Source organism: Microbacterium trichothecenolyticum, from assembly GCF_041938625.1.
Taxonomy (GTDB): domain Bacteria; phylum Actinomycetota; class Actinomycetes; order Actinomycetales; family Microbacteriaceae; genus Microbacterium; species Microbacterium trichothecenolyticum_D.
In genome coordinates this window covers 4,271,641-4,293,034 of sequence record NZ_CP169427.1, presented here as the reverse complement: position 1 = coordinate 4,293,034, position 21,394 = coordinate 4,271,641, and the positions used below count along the sequence as shown (strand labels likewise).

Sequence of the window (21,394 nt, the reverse complement as noted above, 5' to 3'; positions counted from 1 at the left end):
GGAGGACTCTGTGATCCCCGATCGCATCATCGAGCAGGGAACGCTCACGACCCAGGGCGGCCGCGTCTCGGTCGAGGTTCGCCTGCCCTGGTACCGCGCACTGCCTGCGTCGTGCATCGGCCGCGCCACGCTCACCGTGGACGGCGTCGAGGTGCCGGCCGATTCCCTTCGCTGGGGGATGAACGGCCAGACCTTCACCTTCGACGAGCTCGTCCCGAACACGGAGGAGTGGTGGTTCCCCACTGACTCGGCCGTCCTGTCGGGCGACCTCGTGCTCCCGGACGACGCCGAGCACAAGGTCGAGGTCGGCCTCGTCCTCTACATCCCCTACATCGTCATCGGCGCCGACGAAGTGCTCCACATCGAGGAGCACGACGCCAAGACCATGACCGCACGAAAGGCGGTGGCGGCATGAGCGCCCCGGAGACCAAGGGCGCGCCCATTCAGGGCGTCACGCTTTACAGCTTCACCCGCGCCTTCCACGGCCGCGAATACGACCTCGAAGGGCTCATCCGCAAGGTCGCCGCCGACGGGTTCGGCCCGGGCCTCGAGATCATCGGCTTCTCGAGCTTCCGCGGCTTCCCCGAGATCGACGACCGGTTCGCCGGCTGGTTCCGCGACCTCGTCGACGAGGTCGGGCTCGTGACCACGTCGCTCGCCGTGAACGCCGACATCGGCATCCACCGCGATCGCCTTCTCACGCAGGACGAGCTGCTCGAGTACATGCGCCGTCAGATCGCGGCCGCAGCGTCGCTCGGCTTCCCGATCGCCCGTGTGCAGATCTCGATCACGCCCGACTCGATGGAGGCGCTCGCGCCGATCGCCGAGGAGTACGGCGTCACGCTCGCCCTCGAGGTGCACGCCGACCAATACGCCTCCCACCCGCGCATCCTGGCGCTGCGCGACCGGTACGAGAAGGTCGGCTCGCCGTTCCTCGGCTTCACCATGGACTGGGGTGCCACCGTCTCCGGCTTCGCGCCCTCGCTCATCGAGGCCTACCGCCGGCGCGGCGCGTCGGAGGAGCTGCTGGCCGCGGTCACGGGACTCTGGGACGAGTTCTCCCACCAGGGTCCGCCGGCCGACCAGGCCGATCACGGACAGCGCTTCGGACGGTTCATCGGGCTGGCGGCGCAGCACGGGCGGCCCGACCTCGGAATCGACTTCGGCATCAACGGCACGGGACTCTTCGGCCCGGCCCGCGTCGACGACTGGCTCGAGATCTTCCCGTGGATCAAGCATGTGCACGGCAAGTTCTTCGGCATCGACGAGTCGGGCGAAGAGCCCTCGGTGCCGGTGCGCGACCTCGTGACGTTGCTCGTCGAAAACGGCTACAACGGCGCCATCTCCAGCGAGTACGAAGGCTGGCACTGGAACTACTGGCAGAGCCCCTTCGACATCATCCGTGACGAGCAGGCGGTGCAGCGCTCCGCGGCCGCCCACGCCGGCTCGCGCATGACCACCGACCTCGCCGAGGCGCGGGCCCAGCTCGCCGCCTGGCTCCCGACCACGCAAGGAGCATCCGCATGACCGACGGCATCGCCGGCACCGGCATCAAGCTCGGAACCACCCTGTACTCTCTGACGAGCGAGTTCGCCGCGGGCCTCTACACGCCCGAGACCCTCATCGCCGCCGTCGCCGAGGAGGGGATCGGGCCGGGCGTCGAGTTCAACATCGCGCAGCTGCTGCGCACGTACCCCGACGTCGACCAGGAGTTCGTGAAGCTCTGGTTCGACTCGCTCGAGAAGTACGGCCTGGAGGCGAGCGCCGTCGGCACGAACCTCGACATGGGCCGCCGCAAGGACCGCGACATGACGCCGGACGAGGAGCACGATTTCCTCGCCCGCCAGCTGAAGACCGCGCACACGCTCGGCTTCAAGAAGGTCGTCATCCGCTCGCACGGCAAGGAGCTGCTGCGCAGCCTCCTGCCGCTCGCGGAGAAGTACGACCAGTACCTCGGCTACGAGATCCACGCGCCGTCCGGGCCGAACAATCCGGCCGTCGTGCAGATGCGCGAGATGTACGACGAGCTGCAGTCGGAGCGCCTCGGCTTCACCGCCGACTTCTCGTCGACCATGCACTCGCTGTCTCCGCTGCTGCTGGACCAGCTCGAACTGATGGGCATGGATCCGAAGCACTTCGCGGTGATGGACGAGATCTGGCACGAGCCGATGCCGATGAACGAGCGCAACCAGAAGTTCGAGGACTATCTGATCGGCGAGGGTGTCGACCCGGTCGGCTTCGGACCGCACACGCGCCTCGCGTTCAACATGCACGGGCTCGTACCGCCGGAGGAGTGGCTGGACATCATGCCGCAGATCTTCCACGTACATGCGAAGTTCTACGACATCGACGAGAACGGCGACGAGCCGGCGATGGACATCCCGCGCATCGTCAAGCAGTTCGTCGTGGGCGGGTACCAGGGATACCTGTCCAGCGAGTGGGAGGGCCACGCCTTCCAGGACCTCGGCGAGGCCGACCCCATCGACCTCGTGAAGAAGCAGCACGCGCTCATGCGCAAGGCCATCGAAGACACCGTCGCCGAGCAGTCCAAGGAGACCGCCAATGTCTGACACCACGACGACCGACATCTCGGTCGCCGACCTCGCCGCCGAGCTCGCCGACCTGCGCGAGCAGCTCGTCGCCGCGCAGCGGCTCGCGCAGCGCGCCGAAGACCGCGGACAGGTCGAGAACCTGTTCAACCGGTACATGTACCTGCACAACGCCTTCGAGGATGAGCAGATCATCCCGCTGTGGGTGAAGGAGGGCACGGAGGGCATCCGCGCGCGATACACCAACGCCGGCCAGTACACGACGTGGGAGAGCGTGACCCGCTACCACCGCGACCGCCCGCACCCCGAGGGCAAGCTCATCCTGCACGCCACGACGACGCCGGTCATCGAGGTCGCCGCGGACGGCAAGACCGCCAAGGGCGTGTGGCTCATGGCGGGCACGGAGTCCGGCCTCACCGACCCCAAGGTCGCCGAGGCCTTCCCCGACATGTACTCCCCCGAGGAGGTGCTCGGCAAGAAAGTCTGGGCGCACTGGGTGTGGTGCAAGTACGCGATCGACTTCCTCAAGCAGGACGGCGAGTGGAAGTTCTGGAAGTTCCGCTGCTACGAGCTCGCCCGCGCGCCGTTCGAGGAGAACTGGGTCAGCTTCGGCCTGAAGAACCAGGGCGCCTTCGACCTCGACCTCATGTACTTCGGCGACGACGGCAAGCCCGTCTTCATGCCGCCGGCCGACGAGCCGGTGCCCTCGACCAACCACCCGTACAGCCCGCAGACGGTGCAGAAGCTCGAGCCCGCCCCGCCGGTGCCGCACGAGACCTTCACCGACACCTACGCCTGAGGATCAGCCATGGCCACCCACAACTCCCTCTTCTCCGAGAAGGACGTCTGCCGTACCGACAGCGGCATCGCCGTCGCGGTGCAGCTGCCCTGGTACCGGAGCCTCTGGCTCTCGGCGGTCGACGATGTCGCGGCATCCGTCAACGGCGTCGAGATCCCCAAGGACTCCCTGCGCTTCGAGCTTCAGGGCAAGAGCTATCGCATCGAAGAGCTGCCCGAGCAGTCCGAGACGCTGTGGTTCGTCGCCGACAAGCCCGAGGTCGTGATCGACCTGGGTCGCACGCCCGAGCCCGGCGAGAAGCTCACAGTCGAGGTCGTCCTGACGATGCGCCTGCTGTACATGCAGATCATGCCGGGTACCGACGGCGGCCCCGGCCGCTACGTCACCAACCGCGTGCCCGTCGAGCGCGAGGTCGTGCTGGCATGACGCTGCGCGTGGCCATGATCGGGTACGGCTTCATGGGAGCTGCGCACTCGGTCGGATGGCGGCAGGCTCCCCGTATGTTCGGCCTGCCCGACGACGTCGAGATGGCCGTCGTCGTCGGGCGCCACGCCGAGGCGGTGGCGGATGCCGCGGCCCAGTGGGGCTGGCAGGAGTCGGCGACCGACTGGCGCGAGGTGATCGCCCGTGACGACATCGACATCGTCGACATCGTCACGCCCGGCGACTCCCACGCCGAGATCGCCATCGCCGCACTCGAGGCCGGCAAGCACGTGCTGTGCGAGAAGCCGCTGGCCAACACGGTCGACGAGGCGGAGGCGATGGCGGATGCCGCGTCCCGCGCCGCCGCGCGCGGCATCCGCTCGATGGTGGGCTTCACCTACCGCCGCGTGCCCGCCGTGACGTTCCTGCGCGACCTCGTCGCGCAGGGCGCCGTGGGCAAGATCGCCCAGGTCCGCGCCGCCTATCGTCAGGACTGGCTCGTCGACCCCGAGATGCCGCTCGCGTGGCGCCTGCAGAAGGAGCACGCGGGCTCGGGGGCGCTGGGCGACATCGGCGCCCACATCATCGACATGACGCAGTTCGTGACGGGCCTCGACGTGACCGCGGTCTCGGGCGTGCTCGACACGATCGTCAAGCAGCGGCCGCTGCAGGGGTCAGGCTCCGGTCTTTCCGGAACGGCAGCGGAGGGCGTCGGCGACGTGACGGTCGACGACATCGCCCTCTTCACGGGGCGCCTCTCCTCAGGAGCCCTTGTCTCGTTCGAGGCCAGCCGCTTCGCCACCGGACGGAAGAACGACCTCTCGATCGAGGTGTCGGGCTCCACCGGCGCGCTGCGGTTCGACCTCGAAGACCTCAACACGCTCTGGTTCTACGACCGCACGGCGCCCGAGGCGACGCAGGGCTTCACGCGGATCCTCGTCACCGAGGCGCAGCATCCGTACGTCGCCGCGTGGTGGCCTGCGGGCCACATGCTCGGCTACGAGCACGGGTTCAGCCACCAGGTCGTCGACCTCGTGACCGCGATCGCCGAGGGCACCGACCCGCACCCGTCCTTCGCGGAGGGGCTGTCGGTGCAGCGTGTGCTCGCGGCCGTCGAGGAGAGCGCGGCGACCGGGTCCGGCTGGGTGAGCGTCGAGGCATCGGTCGCGGCCGAGACGATCTCGCGCTGACCGGTTGCTCCGGGCGGATCCCCGGATAGGTTTATAGCAACAACAAAGCAAAGGAGCTTCGATGCCTCGTCCGATCACCCTGTTCACCGGCCAGTGGGCCGATCTGCCGTTCGAGGAGGTCGCGCGGCTCGCCGGCGAATGGGGCTTCGACGGCCTCGAGATCGCCTGCTGGGGCGACCACATCGACGTGTCCCGCTGGGACGACGCGGAGTACGTGCAGTCCCGCAAGGACATCCTCGAGCGCAACGGCCTGAAGGTGTGGGCGATCTCGAACCACCTCACCGGCCAGGCGGTGTGCGACGACCCCATCGACGCGCGCCACAAGGACATCCTGCCCGCGCGGGTGTGGGACGACGGCGAGCCGGAAGGGGTGCGTCAGCGGGCCGCCGAGGACATGAAGAACACCGCCCGGTTCGCCGCCAAGCTGGGCGTGAAGACCGTGAACGGCTTCACGGGTTCGTCGATCTGGAAGGCGGTCGCGATGTTCCCGCCGGCCTCCGACGAGTGGATCGCCGCCGGCTACCAGGACTTCGCCGACCGGTGGAACCCGATCCTCGACGTGTTCGAGGAGGTCGGCGTGCGCTTCGGCCTCGAGGTGCACCCCAGCGAGATCGCCTACGACTACTGGACGGCCAAGGCGACGCTCGAGGCGATCGGGCACCGCGAGAGCTTCGGGCTCAACTTCGACCCGTCGCACTTCATGTGGCAGCAGCTGGACCCGGTGGCGTTCGTCCTGGATTTCGCGGACCACATCTTCCACGTGCACGTGAAGGAGTCCATCACCAACCTCGACGGACGCAACGGCGTGCTGGGATCGCACCTGCCGTGGGCGAATCCGCGTCGCGGCTGGACGTTCGTGTCGACCGGACACGGCGCCGTGCCGTGGGAGCCGCTCTTCCGCGCGCTCAACGCGATCGGCTATGACGGGCCCACCTCGATCGAGTGGGAGGACGCCGGCATGGACCGCCTGGACGGTGCCCCCGAGGCCATCGAGTTCGTCCGCAAGCTGAACGCCATCACTCCGCCGGCGGCGGCGTTCGACGCCGCCTTCTCGACCAAGACCGACTAGCCGCGGCACGGCTGAAGACCGGCCCGATGGGGCCGGTGTTCGGCGTGCCCGGAGGCAGCTGACGCAAGGAGAATCCATGACCGATGTGCTGAACGTGCTGATCCTGTCCGGGCACATGACCCGGGAGCACGACAACGAGCACCGCAGCTTCCGCCTGCACAACCAGTGGATCACGACGCTTCTCGAGGACACCGGGCGCTTCAAGGTGCGGGTCGTCGAAGACCCGCGCGGGCTCGGCGCCGACATCATCGACAAGTACGACGTGCTGATCGTGGTGTTCGAGGGTCGGGACGGCTTCTTCGAGAAGGCGGTCGGGTTCGGACCGGAGACGGATGCCGCGATCCTCAAGTTCGTGCACGACGACGGCAAGGGCATCGTGTGGTTCCACGGCTCCGCCGCGCAGGAGGACCGCTGGGGCTACCCCGAGGAGTACAACGTGATGCGCGGGGCGAAGCTCAGCGCCTACGAGACCGGTCTCCGCCCCCGGCCATGGGGCGAGGCGCAGCTCGACACGGTGGAGCCGCGGCATCCGATCACCGAGGGGATCAGTGCCCGCTGGACCGTGACCGGCGACGACATCCTGACGGGCGTGGACCTCTACGAGGGCGCGCAGGTGCTGCTCACCACGTTCGACGACCTCGAGTCGTACGAGAAGGCGCCGATGTGGCCGATGTCGCACTACCCGGTCGAGATCCCCGAGGGCGGCATCGCCGCGTTGAACGGCATGAACACCGACCAGCCCATCGCGTGGATCAACGAGTACGGCGAAGGTCGGTCGTTCACCATCACCATCGGTCACGACATCGACACGTTCCGGCGCATCGAGTTCATCCGCATGTTCCCGCGCGGCGTCGAGTGGGCCGCGACCGGCGAGGTGACGCTCGAGGGCCCCGACCGCCGCGGCGAGCGCCGGTTCCTGCCCTGGCCGTACTACAACCACGAGGGCTGAACGATGGCGTCGGAACTGCGAATCGGCATCCTGGGTGCCGGTGGCATCGCCGAACGCGCGATGGTGGAGCCTGCCCGCGAGGTGGAGGGCGTTCGCGTCGTCGCGATCGGCGCGAGAGACCCGGAGCGCGCTCGAGCCTTCGCCGAGCGGGTAGACCTGCCGAAGCACGGCGGCTACGAGACGATCCTGTCGGATCCCGACATCGATCTCGTGTACCTCGCACTCCCGCCGATCACGCACGCCGAATGGGGGATCCGTGCGCTGCGGGCGGGGAAGCACGTCCTCTGCGAGAAGCCGCTGTCGGTGAACGGTGCGACCGCATCAGCCATCGCAGAGGCCGCCGCCGCGACGGGCCGGCGCGCATTCGTCGGCTTCCACTACCGGCTCCACGGATTCACGCGGCGTCTTCTCGAGGTGATCGGGTCGGGCGTGCTCGGAGACATCGAGCGCGTGGACGTCGACTTCAGCATCCCCCACTTCGTCGTCAAGCCCGGCAACATCCGCCTCGACGGCGACCTCGGCGGCGGGGCCGTCATGGACGTCGGGTGCTACGCGGTCGACCTCATCCGGGCCGCGTGGGGCGAGCCCGTCGTCGCGTCGGCCGCGGCGGTGCTCTCCGACGACGACCCGCGGATCGACCTGCAGACCGATGCCATCCTGCGGCTGCCGTCAGGCGCTCCCGCGCACGTGCGCTCGTCCTTCATCGGCGACGACCAAGGCGCCATGTCGTTGCGGATCCAGGGGTCGGACGCCCGGCTCGAGGCCACGAGCGTCATCGTGCCGCAGTGGGGAGCGACGCTGCGCGTCAGCGCGGGGGACGAGGTCGTTCTCGAAGACAAGGCCGCCGAGGGTGAGAACAGCTACGCGCGGCAGCTCGAGCACCTCGTCGCCGTGCTGGCGGACGGCTCTCCCAGCATCCTCGACGCCGAGCGTGGTGTCGGCACCATGCGTGTCGTGGACGACATCTATCGCGCCGCGGGCCTTGAACCTCGCTGAATCGAACGACGGCTCCCGATCCGTGGACCGGGAGCCGTCGTCATCGTGGATCCATGGTCAGACTGGCGTCGCGATCGACCGAGCGGTCTCGAGGATCGGCGCGAGCACCTGCTGGACGTACCAGCCGCTCACCATCGTGCTCTCGGCGGGGTGCGGGCTTTGGTCCGACTCGACCACGATCCAGCCCGAGTAGCCGTGGTCGGCCAGCGCCTCGGTGAACGCCACGAAGTCCACGAGCCCGTCCTCGTCCGTCGGCTCGAAGAACCAGCGCAGGATGCCGCGGGCTCCACCCTCCGTGCGCACGAAGTGCTCCGCGTGAGACGTGCGGGCCTCCTCATCGTCGACGAGGGCGCGACCATCCTTGAGCTGCACGTGGCGTACCCGCGCTGCGTGCCGGGTGTAGAAGTCGACCGGGTCCATCCCGGCGATGGCGAACTCGGCCGTGTCGAGAGCGAGCCCGACGAGCTCGGGATCGGTTGCGGCGAGGAGCCGCTCGAGCCCGTTGTCGAGGCGCAGCGCCGACAGGAAGTCGAAGTGCAGGGCGAGCGCGACTCCGTCTTCGGCGACCGCAGCGCCCACGGTGTTCCAGCACCGCGCCAAGGCCTCGATCTGCTCATCGCTGAGGGGGCCGGTCTGCCACGCCGAGCCGGCCGGCCGCACGACCAGCACGTCACCGCCCAGAGCGCGCAGCGCGCCCGCGAACCACCGAGCAGTCTCGGTGATCTTCGGGATGCTCGTCTCCAGCAGGGGGTCGTATCCCCGGCCCATCTCGACGTCGAACCCGACGAAGGGGTCGTAGACGTAGCTGGAGACCCCCTCGAGCGCGCATGCGCGCAGCACCTCGCGGAAGCCGTCGAGAGATCCGTGGAGGTCGGTGATCTGCTGCGGAGTCCCCAGGGGCTCCCACGCACCGAAGCTCACCGCGGTGAGCTCCACTGCCGAGAAGCCGCTGATCGAGACGGTCTTGAAGGCGCGCTCGTGCTCGCGCTTGCGCACGAACGCATCGATGTTCGTGTCCCACTGGTTGAGGGCGTACGCCCAACGGATGCCGGTCATGCGCTCTTCTCCTGATAGATGCCGTCGAGGACGTTCTTCGCGTACCACCGCGCGATCGCCGTGCTCTCCGAGTAGTCCCCTCCGAGCTTGTCGGCCTTGTCGTGCTCCACGCTGATCCAGCCGGTATAGCCGTGGTCCCGCACCGAACGCATCATCGACTCGAAGTCGACGAGGCCCTCATCGGTGCCCATCTCGTAGAACCACTTCTCGGTCGTCTTCGCCGACACCTCGGCGTCCGGGAACATGCGGTAGTCCTCGTTGGTGTCCTTGAACCGGGTGTCCTTGAAGTGGAATCCCGTCACGCGCTCGTGGTGCTTCTCGTACACGTCGACGGGGTCGACGTCGGCGATGCAGTGCTGCGCGGTGTCGACGAAGAACTTCACGTACCGCGGGTCGGCATAGGAGTAGAAGCGGTCGATCTGGTCGCGCGTGCGGATGCCGGCGTAGAACTCGTGGTGGCAGGTCAGGTTGACGCCGTAATCCTGGGTCAGCTCGCCGACCTTCCCCCAGATGTCGGCGGCATGCTTGAGACCGTCGTCAGGGACGCCCGCCTCGTCGAAGTAGCGAGATCCCGGCATCACGATGATGTTCTCGAGCTGGATGTCGGACCAGCGATCCATCGTCACCTTGAAGTCGTCGAGGATCGTGCCGTGCGTGGCCGGAACCTCGGGCGCATAGCGATCGGGCGTGTAGTAGACGCCGTGGAAGGTGTTCACGATGCGCTCGAGTCCCTGCTCCTGCACGAACTCCTGGTAGTTGGCGACCGATCCGTACTGCTCGAAGATCTGCCAGATGCGGAAGTCGAACGTGTCGATCGCATCGAAGCCCACGGCGGCCACCTGCCGCAGGAATCTGGTCATCGCGCGGCGCGACTGCCACTGGTCATAGGGGCCTGCGGGGCCGTTCGCGCGCCAGTGGTCCATGTAGCTCCACTTGATCCGCTTCGCATCCTGTGCGTGCACGTCAGGGGACGTCATCGTGCTCCTTGGGGCTCGGGTGTGCATGCCGAGGTCGACCGCGGTCGACTGACAGCTCAGCTTTCGACAAGAAGCTACACGCTTGTGTCTGATTTCGTAAGAAGTTTCTGCACATGCGGCCGCCGGGCCGCGACGGCCACCCGCGCTGAACGGTCAGCCGGCGAGCGAGTGGAAGGCCTCAGGCGAGAGCGCGTGCTCGATCGCCAGCATGCCCGCCCCGATGACCCCCGCGTTCTCGGCGGCCGCCGACGGCACGATGGCGAGGTGCTCGGTCGCGAGCGGCATCGAGCGCGTGTACACGACCTCGCGCACGCCCGCGATGAGGTGCTCCCCGACGCGCGACATCGAGCCGCCCATCGCGATCACCGACGGGTTCATCAGGCTCACGCAGGCGGTCAGCACCTCGCCGATATCGCGTCCCGCCTGGCGCACCGCCTGGATCGCATCGAGGTTGCCCTGCTTGACCAGTGCCACCACGTCGTCGCCGCTCTCGGCGGGAACCCCCTGGGCCCGGAGCGCACGGGCGATGGCGGGTCCTGAGGCGATGGCTTCGAGGCATCCCTGATTGCCGCAATGGCACGGCACGGACGAACCTCGCGCGACGCGCACGTGGCCGATGTCGCCGGCGACCCCCTGCGCGCCCCGCTGCAGCTCGCCGCCGGAGATCACGCCCGCGCCGATGCCGGTGGCGACCTTCACGAACATGAGGTGCGCCGTGGTCGGCCACGCCGTGGCCCGCTCGCCGAGCGCCATGATGTTGACGTCGTTGTCGACGAGCACCGGCACCTGGAGATGCTGCTGAACCCAGCCGGGCACGTCGAACCGGTTCCAGCCCGGCATGATCGGCGGGTTGACCGGCTGCCCGGTCGAGTGCTCGACCGGACCCGGCACGCCGATGCCGATGGCGACGAGGGAGCGCACGTCGCGCCCGGCGTCTTCGAGAAGCCCGACCGCGGCGTCCACCACCCACGTGAGTACGCGCTCAGGCCCCTCCGCGACGGCGAGGGACTCGGTGCGCGCGGCCAGGATCGCCCCGGTGAGGTCCACCACCGCGACCGTGGTGTGCGATGCGCCGATGTCTGCCGCGAGCACCACCCGGGCGCTCGGGTTGAGAGCGAACTGAGAGGGGGGTCGTCCACCGGTGGACGCGGCATCCGCCACCGGCATGATGAGCCCCATCCGCATGAGCTCCTCGACACGGGCCGCGATCGTCGACCGCGCGAGACCGGTGGACTTCGCGAGCTGGGCGCGCGTGCGGGGCACGCCGTCCCGCAGCAGCTGGAACAGCTCCATCGCGCCGCTGCCGGCGACGGCCGATTCAGAGGAGAGAGTGACCACGACTCAGTCAATCAGTTGCGGGAGGTGGCGCGTCCGCAAGCGGGGAGTCGACGGATGCCGCGCCCCGGCGACGGCCGGGGCGCTCACGTCGCGCGACCCGTGGGCCTGGCGAAGCGCTGCTGCAGGAGCACGGCGACGACGATGATGACGCCCTTGACGACGGCCTGGATCGACGAGTTCAGGTTGTTCTGCACGAACACGTTCGTCAGCGTCGTGAAGATGAGGACGCCGAACACGGTGCCCGTGATGGTTCCTCGGCCGCCGACGAGCAGCGTGCCGCCGACGACGACGGCGGCGATCGCGTCGAGCTCGAGAAGCGTGCCGTGCGTCGAGGTGCCGGCTGTCGTGCGTCCGAGGTACATGATCGCGGCGATGCCGGCGCACAGTCCCGAGATCGCGTAGAGCCACATGGTGTGCCGCTTGACATTGATGCCCGCCAGGCGGGCGGCCTCGCGGTTGCCGCCGATGGCGACGGTGCGCCGGCCGAATGTCGTGCGGTTGAGCACGACCCAGCCGATCGCCGCGACGATCGCGAAGATCCAGATGAGGATGTCGACGCCGATGATGTCGAGGTTCAGGAACTGGATGAAGTCGCGGTCCTTCACCTGGAGCGTGCGGCGCTCCGCCAGCACCTCGGCGAGTCCGCGGGCCGCGATCAGCATGGCCAGCGTCGCCATGAAGGCGACGACCTTGCCGTATGCGATGACGATGCCGTTGATGAGGCCGGCCGCCACGCCGACGAGCAGCGCGATCACGATCATGAGGATCCAGTGGATCTGGTCGGCGAGGTCCTGGATGGCGGCCAGCGTCGCGACCACCGACGCGAGACCGAGGACCGAGCCGACCGACAGGTCGATGCCGCCCGCCGTGATGACGAGGGTCATGCCGATGGCCACGACGCCGAGGATCGACGCCTGGCGCAGGATCGTGAGCGTGTTGCTCACGCTCAAGAACGTGTCGGGTGCGGTGACCGCTCCCACGATGACGAGGAGCAGCAGTGCGACGACGAGGCCCAGGTTGCGTCCGACCGACCCCGACAGCACGCGGCGGACTCCGGATGTCTGGGCGGGTTCGGGCGCACCGGCGGGCGGCGGTGCCTCGCTGGCGGTGGGGACCCCAGCGGTCCCGGTGGTCTGCTCGCTCACGCGGCGGTTCCTTTCATGACGAGGTCGAGCACGCCGTGCTCGTCGATCTCGGAGGCGGGGCGGGTTTCGAGGATGCGGCCGTCGGCGATGACGAGGACGGTGTCGGCGAGACCGAGCACCTCCTCGATCTCGCTCGAGACCACCACGATGGCGTTCCCTGCGGCGGCGAGCTCGCGGATGAGCGCGTAGATCTCGGCGCGCGCGCCGACGTCGACGCCTCGCGTCGGCTCGTCCAGCAGCAGCACCTTGGTGCCGTGCACGAGCCAGCGCGCGAGCAGGATCTTCTGCTGATTCCCGCCGGAGAGCGTGATCGTGGGGCGATCGGGGTCGGCGGGACGCAGCTCGAGCGACTCGATCTGTGCGCGGGCCGCCGCTCGTGCGCCGCGCTCGTCGAGGAATCCCGCCCTCGCGAACCGCCTCATCGACGCGAGCGTGACGTTGAAGTAGACCGGCTCGTCGAGCACGAGCCCCTGGCTCTTGCGCTCTTCCGGCGAGAGACCGATCCCCGCACCCACTGCCGCGACGACCGATCCGCGCCGCAGTTCGTCGCCGGCCACCCTCACCGTGCCGTTCGTCGAGCGACGTGCGCCGTAGATGGTCTCGAGGATCTCGGAGCGTCCCGATCCGACCAGGCCCGCGAGCCCCACGATCTCACCGGCGCGCACCGAGAACGACACGTCTTCGAAGACGCCCGACAGCGCCAGATCCTGCACCTCGAGCACGACGGGGGCGTCGGCCGGGACCGGCACGGGTGCCGGGAAGACATTCGCGACTTCACGACCGGTCATGAGCTTGATGAGCTCGGCGGTCGACGTGCCCGAGACGGGGATGCCGCTCGCCATCGACCTGCCGTCCTTCAGGACCGTGATGCGGTCGCCGATCTGGCGGATCTCTTCCAGACGATGGGTGATGTAGACCACCGCGATGCCCGATGCGGTCAGCTCCCTGACGACGTGGAAGAGGTTCTTCACCTCCTCGCTGTCGAGCACGGCGGAGGGCTCGTCCATGATGATGAGCTTGATGTCGTGCGAGAGGGCGCGCGCCATGCTCACGATCTGCTTGCTCGCCGCGCTCAGCGAGCCGACCTCGGTGTGGGGTGAGAGGTTGCCGTGTCCGAGCCGGCGGAGCAGCTCGCGCGTCTGCTTGGCCGCCTCGGAGCGCTTCGTGAACCCGCCGCGCGACAGCTCATGGCCGAGGAAGATGTTCTCAGCGACGGTGAGACCGTCGACGACGTCGAGCTCCTGATACATCGTGGCGATGCCCAGCTCGATGGCCGACTCAGGGTTGGGGATCTGGACCGGCTCACCGAGCCACGAGATCGTGCCCTCGTCCGGGCTGTGGGCCCCGGCGAGCGTCTTGATGAGTGTCGACTTCCCGGCACCGTTCTGGCCCAGAATGCAGTGCACTTCGCCGGCGCGGACGTCGAGGTCGACGCCGCGCAGCGCCTTGACACCCGCGAACGACTTCGTCACGCCCTGGACGACGAGTAACGCCGATTCATGGTCGTCTTTGATCACGGCATGAACATAACATGCGGCCTCGAACGCGTCGATGGCCTCTTGCGAGGTCGTCTGTGAGTGCGACGATGCGGTAATTCCCTGTCCCAGCGCGAAAGTTGCGTAAAAACGCTTCTGCCGCAACTAATGCAAAAGCTGTCGCAATTCCCATGCGCCTGCTACCGTGAGCCCGTCAGCGTGGACGGTAGGCCCGTGCGCCGTTGCTCCGGAGCTCGCCCCGTGCGCTGCCGCACTGCATCACATTTCAAGGAGGAAAGAATGCGCTCACACCTGAAGGTGCGCACACGGCTTCTGCTGGCCGGTACTGCCGCCGTCGCGGCGGTCGGACTTCTCGCGGGCTGCACCGGCACCGGCGCCGACGAGGAGAACGTCGTCGACCAGGGCACCACGTCCGAGGAGAACGCGGAGTCGGGCGACACGGTCGTCATCGGCTTCTCGGGCCCCGCCGCCGACCACGGCTGGCTCGGCGCCATCAACTCCGGCGCGCAGGCGGCCGCCGACAGCTTCGACGACGTCGAGCTCCGCGTCGCCGAGGGCACCAACGACCCGATCGCCCAGATCGCCGCCGTCGAGACCTTCGTGAACGACGGCGTCGACGCGATCGTGCTTCTGCCGACCGACGGCGCGGCCCTCACCGAGGCGGCCATCGCGGCGATGGAGGCCGGCGTCCCGGTCATCAACGTCGACCGCGAGTTCTCCAGCCCCTTCGCCGCGCGCACCACGATCCTCGGCGACAACTACGGCATGGGGGTGAGCGCGGGCACGTACATCTGCGAGCAGCTCGGTGGCGAAGGCTTCGTCGCCGAGATCGCCGGCATCGACTCGCTGCCGCTGACGCAGGACCGCTCGCAAGGCTTCGCGGACGCGCTGGAGGACTGCGGCCTGGAGGTGTCGGCCCGTGTGGCAGCCGACTTCACGGTCGCCGGCGGCGAGGCTGCGGCATCTCAGCTGCTCGCGGCCAACCCGCAGATCGACGCGATCTGGAACCACGACGACGACCAGGGTATCGGCGTGCTCGCGGCGATCGACTCGGCCGGTCGCGACGAGTTCTTCATGATGGGCGGCGCGGGCAGCCGCAGCGCGATGGAGGCGATCGAGGCCGACGACACGGTGCTGAAGGCGACGGTCATCTACCCGTCGACCCAGGCGGCGGACGGCGTCGCGCTCGCGCGCCTCATCGCGCAGAGCAAGACCATGGGCGACCTCATCACGCCGAGCATCCCCAACCGGGTCGTGCTCGACGCACCCGTCGTCACGAAGGAGAACGTCGACCAGTACATCGACCTGTCCTTCGAGTAAGTCATTCCTCGCGGGCGTCCGTCGAAACGGCGGGCGCCCGCGACCGCCTCACGAGGGGAACACCGCGTTGACAACCGACGAAACCGCTTCCGGCACCCGGCCGCTGCGTGTCGCCATGATCGGCTACGGCTTCATGGGGGCTGCGCACTCGCAAGGCTGGCGCGTCGCACCCCGCTTCTTCGACCTCCCGCTGTCGCCGTCGATGGACGTCGTGGTGGGGCGGGATGCCTCGGCCGTGGCGGCCGCGGCCAAGAAGTGGGGATGGCGCGAGAGCGCCACCGACTGGCGCGAGGTCATCAGCCGTGACGACATCGATCTCGTCGACATCGTCACGCCGGGCGACACGCACGCCGAGATCGCGATCGCCGCCCTCGACGCCGGCAAGCACGTGCTGTGCGAGAAACCTCTCGCCAACACCGTCGCCGAGGCGCAGGCGATGACAGATGCCGCTGCTCGTGCCGCGGCCCGCGGCGTGCGCTCGATGGTGGGCTTCACCTACCGTCGGGTGCCGGCGGCGACGTTCGCGCGCGACCTGGTCGCGGCGGGCCGCATCGGCGACGTCCGCCAGGTGCGCGCGGAGTACCTGCAGGACTGGCTGATGGATGCCGAGGCGCCGCTGACCTGGCGCATGCAGAAGGACCGCGCGGGCTCGGGAGCCCTCGGCGACATCGGCGCCCACGCGGTCGACCTGGCCGAATACATCACCGGGCAGCGCGTCGAGACGGTCTCGGGCATCCTCGAGACGATCGTGACCGAGCGTCCGCTGCTCGGCGAGGGCGTCGGGCTCTCAGGAACGGCACGTCAGGAGCGCGGCGCCGTGACGGTGGACGACCTCGCCCTCTTCACCGGCCGGCTCGCGTCCGGTGCGCTCGCATCGTTCGAGGCGACGCGCTTCCGGACCGGGCGCAAGAACGCGCTCCGCATCGAGATCGCCGGATCGCTCGGTGCGATCTCGTTCGACCTCGAGAGCATGAACGAGCTCGGGTTCTACGACGCGACCCTCCCCGACACCGAGCAGGGCTTCCGGCGGATCCTCGTGACCGAGCACGACCATCCCTATCTCGCGCCCTGGTGGCCGACGGGGCACATGCTCGGCTACGAGCACGGCTTCAGCCACCAGGTCGCCGACCTCGTCACCGCGATCGCGTCGGGTACGCAGCCCGAGCCCTCGTTCGACGACGGCCTCCACATCCAGCGCGTCCTCGATGCCGTCGGGCGCAGCTCGGACAACGGCAGCGCCTGGACTCCCACCGGCGGCTGACGCCGCTCGGACGCCCGTCAGCGTGCCGGAACGGATGCTGCGGCCAGCACGCCGCGGGCGAGGTCGAGGTGCGCTCGGGTCGTCGTCGTGGGGTCGGCGTCGAGCCACTCGTGGCCGCCCCACTCGCTGGTGAGGGTCCCGGCGAAGCCGGTGCGCCGCAGCGCCGCCCCGATGTCGCCGATGGGCCGTGACACGCGTCCGTCGGTGTCGTCGAGATCCCAGAACTTGAGGTGCACCCCCGATGTGAGCGGGAGCAGCGGCTCGAGCTCGGCGACGTCGGAGCGGCCGAAGCGCACGAGCAGGTTCATGAAGAGCGTCTGCACCGCGGGCGGCACGCGGCCTTCGCGGAGCATCGCGACCACGGCCTGGTGGGTCTCGGGTGCGCGCCACTCGGTCTCGAGGCGCCGGACCAGGTCTTCGTCGACGCCCCCGTCGCGCAGCTCTTCGAGGTAGGAGGGCGGCAAGGAGGGCATGAGCAGGCTGATGTCGATCAGCACGCGGATGCGGGGGTCATCGAGCTCCTGCAGCAGTTCGAGGTTCGTCGCGACAGCGGGCACATCGAGCGTCTGCTGGCCCTGGATCTCCTCGTAGAGCACCACGTCCAGCTCGTGGAGCACGGGCTGTGCGAGCCGCAGCAGCTCGGGCCCGGTCTGGCCGAAGGGCACGCGCACGCCCCGGGCGCCCAGCCGTGCGGCGGCGCGCAGCTGGGGTACGAGGAAGGCGAGCCGTTCCTCCTCGGTGCGCCGGCGCGTGGCCGAAGCCCAGTCGTCGAGGCTCGCGCCGACGATCGTCACCGCACCGTCCGCGGCGGCCAGGCGCTCACGGAGAGCGTCGACCTCCGCGTCCGACGGTTCCGGGAACGAGCGCCACACCTGCCCGGCCTCGATCTCGATGTGCGACGCGACGCGGTCCTCGACCACACCGACCGCGATGTCGGCGGCGGGCCGTTCGGCACGGATCACCTCGGGCGTCCAGTTGAACGCGCTCGCCGAGATCGTCCACTCGCCCGGAACGTCGTCCTGCGACGTGCCCTCCGGCTCGCGAACGATCGCGCGTGCCGCGGTCGAGTACGGGCGAACGGATGCTGCGTCCCCCAGGTCGAGCGCACGTTCGGCGCGGAACGGCAGGGTGAGCGGCCCGGACGGCCCGGCCTGGAGGTACGGCACCACGAGCACGAACGACACCGCGACATCGTGGGCGCCGGGCCGCAGCATCCGTCCACCGCGCAGCTCGAGGCGATCCTGGATGAACCACCACCCGGGCTCGGCCGCGAGGACGGCGGGTTCGACGTCACGGCCGTCGAGCCGCATGGTGACGGGAGCGGGGGAGCCGTCGACGTGCACCGCGAGGTCGGTGACGCCGGCGAGAGGCATCGAGCGGATCCACGGCAGGCTCACGCGCAGGGCGAAGCCCGACTCCGTCGCGACGAGCGCATCGTCCAGCAGCAGCGGCAACGCCATCGTGTTCACTCCCTCGTGTCGGAGCCGGGTCCAGCGGCTTCAGACAGGAAGCTACACGCTTTTATCGATTTTCGTAAGAAGTGGGCGAGAGTGTGTGACGTCTTGCTCACGCTGCGGCGTCGAGCGGGCCCCGGATCGCGCCGACGGAGGGTCGCCCATCGCCGAACCAGCGGGGGAAGGTGACCTCGAAGAGCTGCTCGCGCACCATCTCGACGCCGCCCCGCAACGGCTCGCCCCGATCGTTGATGGACTGCGCGATCGTCAGATCGCGGGTCGCGAGGGGGAGTGACAGCTCGTACACGCGCTGGCGCACCTCGGCCAGCAGCAGCTCGCCAGCGCCGGCCATCGCGCCGCCGATCACGATGACCGACGGGTTGAACATGTTGACGAGCGCCGCGATCGACTCGCCGACCACGCGGGCCGAGCGCTGAACGAGCCGGATCGCGAGGGCGTCCCCGTTCTCGGCCGCGAGCGAGATGCGCTCGGGCGTGAGCTCTTCGCCCTCGGTGACAGCGGCGGTGAGCACGCCGGTGGCGCCGGCTTCGATCTCGGCGAGGGCATCGCGGATCATCGCCCAGCCGCCGGCGACGGCTTCGAGGCAGCCGACCTTGCCGCAGCGGCAGAGGGCGTCGGAATCGCGCACCCGCACATGCCCGATGTCGCCGGCCGCGCCGTTGACGCCGCGATGGATGCGGCCATGCGAGAGCAGTCCGGCGCCGATGCCCGAGCCGATCTTGCAGTAGATGAGGTCGAGGCGGTCGTCGTCGCGGCGCGCCCGCTCACCGAATGTGAGGAGGTTCACGTCGTTGTCGACCCACACGGGCGCGTCGTAACGCTGCTCGAAGCGGCGCCTCACGTCGAACCCGTTCCAGCCGGGCATGATGGGCGGCGCGACCGGGCGGCCGCTGTCGAAGTCCACCGGGCCGGGGACGCCCACGCCGATGCCCCAGACGGGCACGTCCGGGGTGCGTGCGAGCACCTCGTCGATCATGCTGAGGGCCTTGTCGAGGGTCTCGGCCGGGCCGCGCGCGATGTCCCACGGCGCATGCTCCTGATCGATGACGTCGCCGTCGAGGAGTGCGACGCCGACGTGGATGTGAAGCGCACCCAGTGCGCAGACGACGATGCGACCGGCGTCGCCGCGGAACCGGAGGGTGCGCGGTGCGCGGCCCCCGGACGAGGGGCCGAACTCGCCGTCGGCGAGGTAGCCCATCTCGATGGCGTGGTCGACGCGCTGCGTCACGACTCCGCGGCCGAGTCCGGTCACGCGCCCGATCTCGGGACGCGTGGTGGCCTCGCCGGTGCGAACCATGTTCACGATGCGCAGCAGACTCGTCATCTCGTCGGTCTGTGCGCCGAACCGCAGGGTGGACTCTCTGGCCATGGTCGATTCTTACATAACACCGCGCGGCAGATGCGGAAATCGCGATATGTATAGTCAAACTGCTTCGAACTTAGGTACGCTTCCAGCCGAAGTAAGGAGGCGTCATGACGCATGGCGTGGGTATCGTCGGTGCCGGTCCCGGGGTGGCGGCGCTGCACCTTCCGACCCTGGAGCGCCTGGCTGATGCCTTCCGCGTCGTGCATATCGCCGACGGGGGCAGCGGCCGTTCGGCCGCGCTCGCGGCCCGCGTCGACGCCCGGTCGTCGACCGGCGCCGAGGCGATCATGGCGGACCCCGAGGTCGAGGTCGTCGCGATCTGCAGCCCGCCCGCCCAGCACGCGGCCCAGATCGTCGCGGCCGTCGCAGCGGGCAAGCGCGCGGTGTTCTGCGAGAAGCCCATCGGTACGACGGTCGCCGAGGCGGAGGAAGCCGTCGAGGCGTGCCGCCGCGCCGGCGTGGCGCTCATCGTGGGCACCAACCACTACTTCGACCCGGCGTGGGGACGCGCCAAGCACCACCTCACGGCGTCGGGAGGGCCCGTCGTGTCGATCTCGGTGACGCTCGCGCTGCCGCCGAACGCGCGCTATCACGAGCTCGTGACGGAGCTCCCCGAGGCGGCGGCGGTCGGGCGCGGCGTTCCCGACCTCACGCGCGCCGAAGTGGCGGCGGGCGTCGTGCGTCAGCTCCTCACCGGGCTCGCGATCCACGATCTGCCGCTCGTGCGCGACCTGGCGCCGCGCTTCGAGCGCGTCGTCTTCGCGCGTGCGCTGCCCCCTGTCGGATACGCCGTCGGCTTCGTCGCGAGCGGCATCCCCGTCCAGCTGACGACGGCGATGCTTCCGGACGGCGCCGACACGCTGTGGCGCATCGCCGTCGCAACGACCACCGACCGGCTGGACGTCAGCTTCCCGCCGCCGTTCGTGCACGCGGGCGGAGCGCGCGTGCGTGTGCGCGCCGCCGACGGGCGCGACACGATCTACGCGCACGACCCCGGCGACGGGTACGTCGCGGAGTGGCGCGCCCTCGCGGAGCTGCTGGATGCCGGCCTGCCTGTCGAGTACGACGAGCTGCTCGACGACGCCCGCTACGGCCTGCAGCTGGCCGAGACGGCGGCCGAGCTGATCGGAGCCGCATCATGACGACCCGCGTCCGTGCCGACCTCGAGCCGTACCGCGTCGCGGTGGCCGAGCTGCCCGACAGTGCCATCGCGAGCCATGACGTCGATGGCGTCGTCGTCGTCGTTGCCGGCGACGACGCGTGGTGGCAGGGCGCCTCCGACGCAGCGAGCGCCGGCGCCGCCGCCGTCGTCGTCGCCCGGCCCTCTGCTGCCCCGGTCGAATCGCTGGATGCGCTCGCCTCCCTCGCCGATGCGACGCCTGTGGTCGTCGAGCGGCCCCTGCTCCGTGCCGACATGGTCGCCGGGGTGAGCGACTCGATCGAGGGCCTGCCGGCTGCCGGCGCACTCGTCGTCGAATGTCATGCACCTGCTCGCACGCTCGCCCTGGCGCTGCGCGACGCGATCGGCTGGGCGCGGGTCATCGCGGGCGCTCCGCTCATGCTCCGCGCGGCCGAGTCGTGGGGCGGCCGCGTGCTGGGTCTCCTCGAATCCGAGCACGGCGCGGTGGTGTCGGTCGTTGCCGCCCTCCAATCCGGAGCACCGTCCCTCGGTCGCGTGCGGATCACGACGGTGGCCGGGGCGCGCGTCGAGATCGACGCCGACCGCGACACCGTCGTGGCGATCACCGACGCCGCGGGCCGACGCATCCTGCCTGCGCGCTTCGAGAGCTCCGAGCGCGTTGCGCTCCGCCGCGCGATCGCGGCGGCAGACACGACCCGGCGGTCCTCTGACCTCGCGGATCTGCGCCACGACACCGCGCTCGCCGACGCCCTGCGTACGGGACGATCCGCATAAACGTCGGTGATCCGAGAGATAGCCGATATGGGATTCCTCGATATGCCTGACTTCGGCGAAAGTGGGTGAC

General features: G+C 69.3%; 20 protein-coding genes. 13 read left to right on the top strand and 7 right to left on the bottom strand.

The genetic code is table 11. The features are described from left to right. Window positions 1-10: 10 nt before the first annotated feature. From ACEYYH_RS19820 to ACEYYH_RS19780, 9 genes are all read left to right on the top strand, one after another. On the top strand, window positions 11-415 hold the full coding sequence (locus tag ACEYYH_RS19820; protein ID WP_374976005.1) for a DUF6379 domain-containing protein: 405 nt from the start codon (window positions 11-13) through the stop codon (window positions 413-415). Then, window positions 412-1,527 carry a sugar phosphate isomerase/epimerase family protein gene (locus ACEYYH_RS19815; protein ID WP_374976004.1) on the top strand — a complete coding sequence of 372 codons (1,116 nt, stop codon included), beginning with the start codon at window positions 412-414 and terminating at the stop codon, window positions 1,525-1,527. Before ACEYYH_RS19820 ends, ACEYYH_RS19815 begins: the two co-directional genes overlap by 4 nt. Next, window positions 1,524-2,570 (top strand): sugar phosphate isomerase/epimerase family protein, encoded by a 1,047-nt coding sequence (locus ACEYYH_RS19810; protein ID WP_374976003.1) that lies wholly within the window; start codon window positions 1,524-1,526, stop codon window positions 2,568-2,570. Before ACEYYH_RS19815 ends, ACEYYH_RS19810 begins: the two co-directional genes overlap by 4 nt. Then, a complete protein-coding gene (locus tag ACEYYH_RS19805; protein ID WP_374976002.1) occupies window positions 2,563-3,348 on the top strand; it encodes a nuclear transport factor 2 family protein in 786 nt (261 codons plus the stop codon). The genes ACEYYH_RS19810 and ACEYYH_RS19805 overlap by 8 nt, the downstream gene beginning before the upstream one ends. Window positions 3,349-3,357: 9 nt before the next feature. Further along, window positions 3,358-3,774: a DUF6379 domain-containing protein gene (locus ACEYYH_RS19800; RefSeq protein ID WP_374976001.1), complete on the top strand. Its 417-nt coding sequence runs from the start codon at window positions 3,358-3,360 to the stop codon at window positions 3,772-3,774. Then, window positions 3,771-4,961: a Gfo/Idh/MocA family protein gene (locus ACEYYH_RS19795; protein ID WP_374976000.1), complete on the top strand. Its 1,191-nt coding sequence runs from the start codon at window positions 3,771-3,773 to the stop codon at window positions 4,959-4,961. The genes ACEYYH_RS19800 and ACEYYH_RS19795 overlap by 4 nt, the downstream gene beginning before the upstream one ends. Window positions 4,962-5,022: 61 nt before the next feature. Then, on the top strand, window positions 5,023-6,030 hold the full coding sequence (locus ACEYYH_RS19790) for a sugar phosphate isomerase/epimerase family protein (protein WP_374975999.1): 1,008 nt from the start codon (window positions 5,023-5,025) through the stop codon (window positions 6,028-6,030). Window positions 6,031-6,106: 76 nt separating this feature from the next. Then, entirely contained in the window at window positions 6,107-6,979 is an 873-nt protein-coding gene (locus tag ACEYYH_RS19785) for a ThuA domain-containing protein (RefSeq protein ID WP_374975998.1), read from the top strand. A gap of 3 nt (window positions 6,980-6,982) precedes the next feature. Then, complete coding sequence (locus tag ACEYYH_RS19780; protein WP_374975997.1) at window positions 6,983-7,975, top strand: Gfo/Idh/MocA family protein; 993 nt, start codon at window positions 6,983-6,985, stop codon at window positions 7,973-7,975. Between the two features lie 57 nt (window positions 7,976-8,032). Here the strand turns inward: ACEYYH_RS19780 and ACEYYH_RS19775 are convergent, their stop codons facing one another. From ACEYYH_RS19775 to ACEYYH_RS19755, 5 genes are all read right to left on the bottom strand, one after another. After that, on the bottom strand, window positions 8,033-9,031 hold the full coding sequence (locus ACEYYH_RS19775; RefSeq protein ID WP_374975996.1) for a sugar phosphate isomerase/epimerase family protein: 999 nt from the start codon (window positions 9,029-9,031) through the stop codon (window positions 8,033-8,035). Beyond that, window positions 9,028-10,008, bottom strand: coding sequence for a sugar phosphate isomerase/epimerase family protein (locus tag ACEYYH_RS19770; protein WP_374975995.1), 981 nt, complete (start codon window positions 10,006-10,008; stop codon window positions 9,028-9,030). Before ACEYYH_RS19770 ends, ACEYYH_RS19775 begins: the two co-directional genes overlap by 4 nt. A 153-nt stretch (window positions 10,009-10,161) precedes the next feature. Continuing rightward, entirely contained in the window at window positions 10,162-11,301 is a 1,140-nt protein-coding gene (locus tag ACEYYH_RS19765) for an ROK family transcriptional regulator (protein ID WP_374978266.1), read from the bottom strand. A gap of 128 nt (window positions 11,302-11,429) precedes the next feature. Beyond that, the gene (locus tag ACEYYH_RS19760; RefSeq protein ID WP_374975994.1) at window positions 11,430-12,491 is read right to left on the bottom strand and encodes an ABC transporter permease; all 1,062 of its coding nucleotides are present in this window, start codon (window positions 12,489-12,491) and stop codon (window positions 11,430-11,432) included. Next, the gene (locus ACEYYH_RS19755) at window positions 12,488-13,963 is read right to left on the bottom strand and encodes a sugar ABC transporter ATP-binding protein (RefSeq protein WP_374978265.1); all 1,476 of its coding nucleotides are present in this window, start codon (window positions 13,961-13,963) and stop codon (window positions 12,488-12,490) included. The genes ACEYYH_RS19760 and ACEYYH_RS19755 overlap by 4 nt, the downstream gene beginning before the upstream one ends. Window positions 13,964-14,266: 303 nt before the next feature. Here ACEYYH_RS19755 and ACEYYH_RS19750 point away from each other — a divergent pair, with 303 nt between their 5' ends. Both ACEYYH_RS19750 and ACEYYH_RS19745 read left to right on the top strand, forming a co-directional pair. Then, window positions 14,267-15,307, top strand: coding sequence for a substrate-binding domain-containing protein (locus ACEYYH_RS19750; protein WP_374975993.1), 1,041 nt, complete (start codon window positions 14,267-14,269; stop codon window positions 15,305-15,307). A gap of 115 nt (window positions 15,308-15,422) precedes the next feature. Beyond that, a complete protein-coding gene (locus ACEYYH_RS19745; RefSeq protein WP_374978264.1) occupies window positions 15,423-16,568 on the top strand; it encodes a Gfo/Idh/MocA family protein in 1,146 nt (381 codons plus the stop codon). 17 nt (window positions 16,569-16,585) lie between these two features. Here ACEYYH_RS19745 and ACEYYH_RS19740 read toward each other — a convergent pair whose 3' ends face one another. Continuing rightward, entirely contained in the window at window positions 16,586-18,028 is a 1,443-nt protein-coding gene (locus ACEYYH_RS19740) for a hypothetical protein (RefSeq protein ID WP_374975992.1), read from the bottom strand. A gap of 106 nt (window positions 18,029-18,134) precedes the next feature. Beyond that, window positions 18,135-19,412 carry an ROK family protein gene (locus ACEYYH_RS19735; RefSeq protein WP_374975991.1) on the bottom strand — a complete coding sequence of 426 codons (1,278 nt, stop codon included), beginning with the start codon at window positions 19,410-19,412 and terminating at the stop codon, window positions 18,135-18,137. Between the two features lie 104 nt (window positions 19,413-19,516). Here ACEYYH_RS19735 and ACEYYH_RS19730 point away from each other — a divergent pair, with 104 nt between their 5' ends. Both ACEYYH_RS19730 and ACEYYH_RS19725 read left to right on the top strand, forming a co-directional pair. Next, the gene (locus tag ACEYYH_RS19730) at window positions 19,517-20,551 is read left to right on the top strand and encodes a Gfo/Idh/MocA family protein (RefSeq protein ID WP_374975990.1); all 1,035 of its coding nucleotides are present in this window, start codon (window positions 19,517-19,519) and stop codon (window positions 20,549-20,551) included. Beyond that, entirely contained in the window at window positions 20,548-21,324 is a 777-nt protein-coding gene (locus ACEYYH_RS19725) for a hypothetical protein (protein WP_374975989.1), read from the top strand. The genes ACEYYH_RS19730 and ACEYYH_RS19725 overlap by 4 nt, the downstream gene beginning before the upstream one ends. Window positions 21,325-21,394 lie beyond the last annotated feature (70 nt).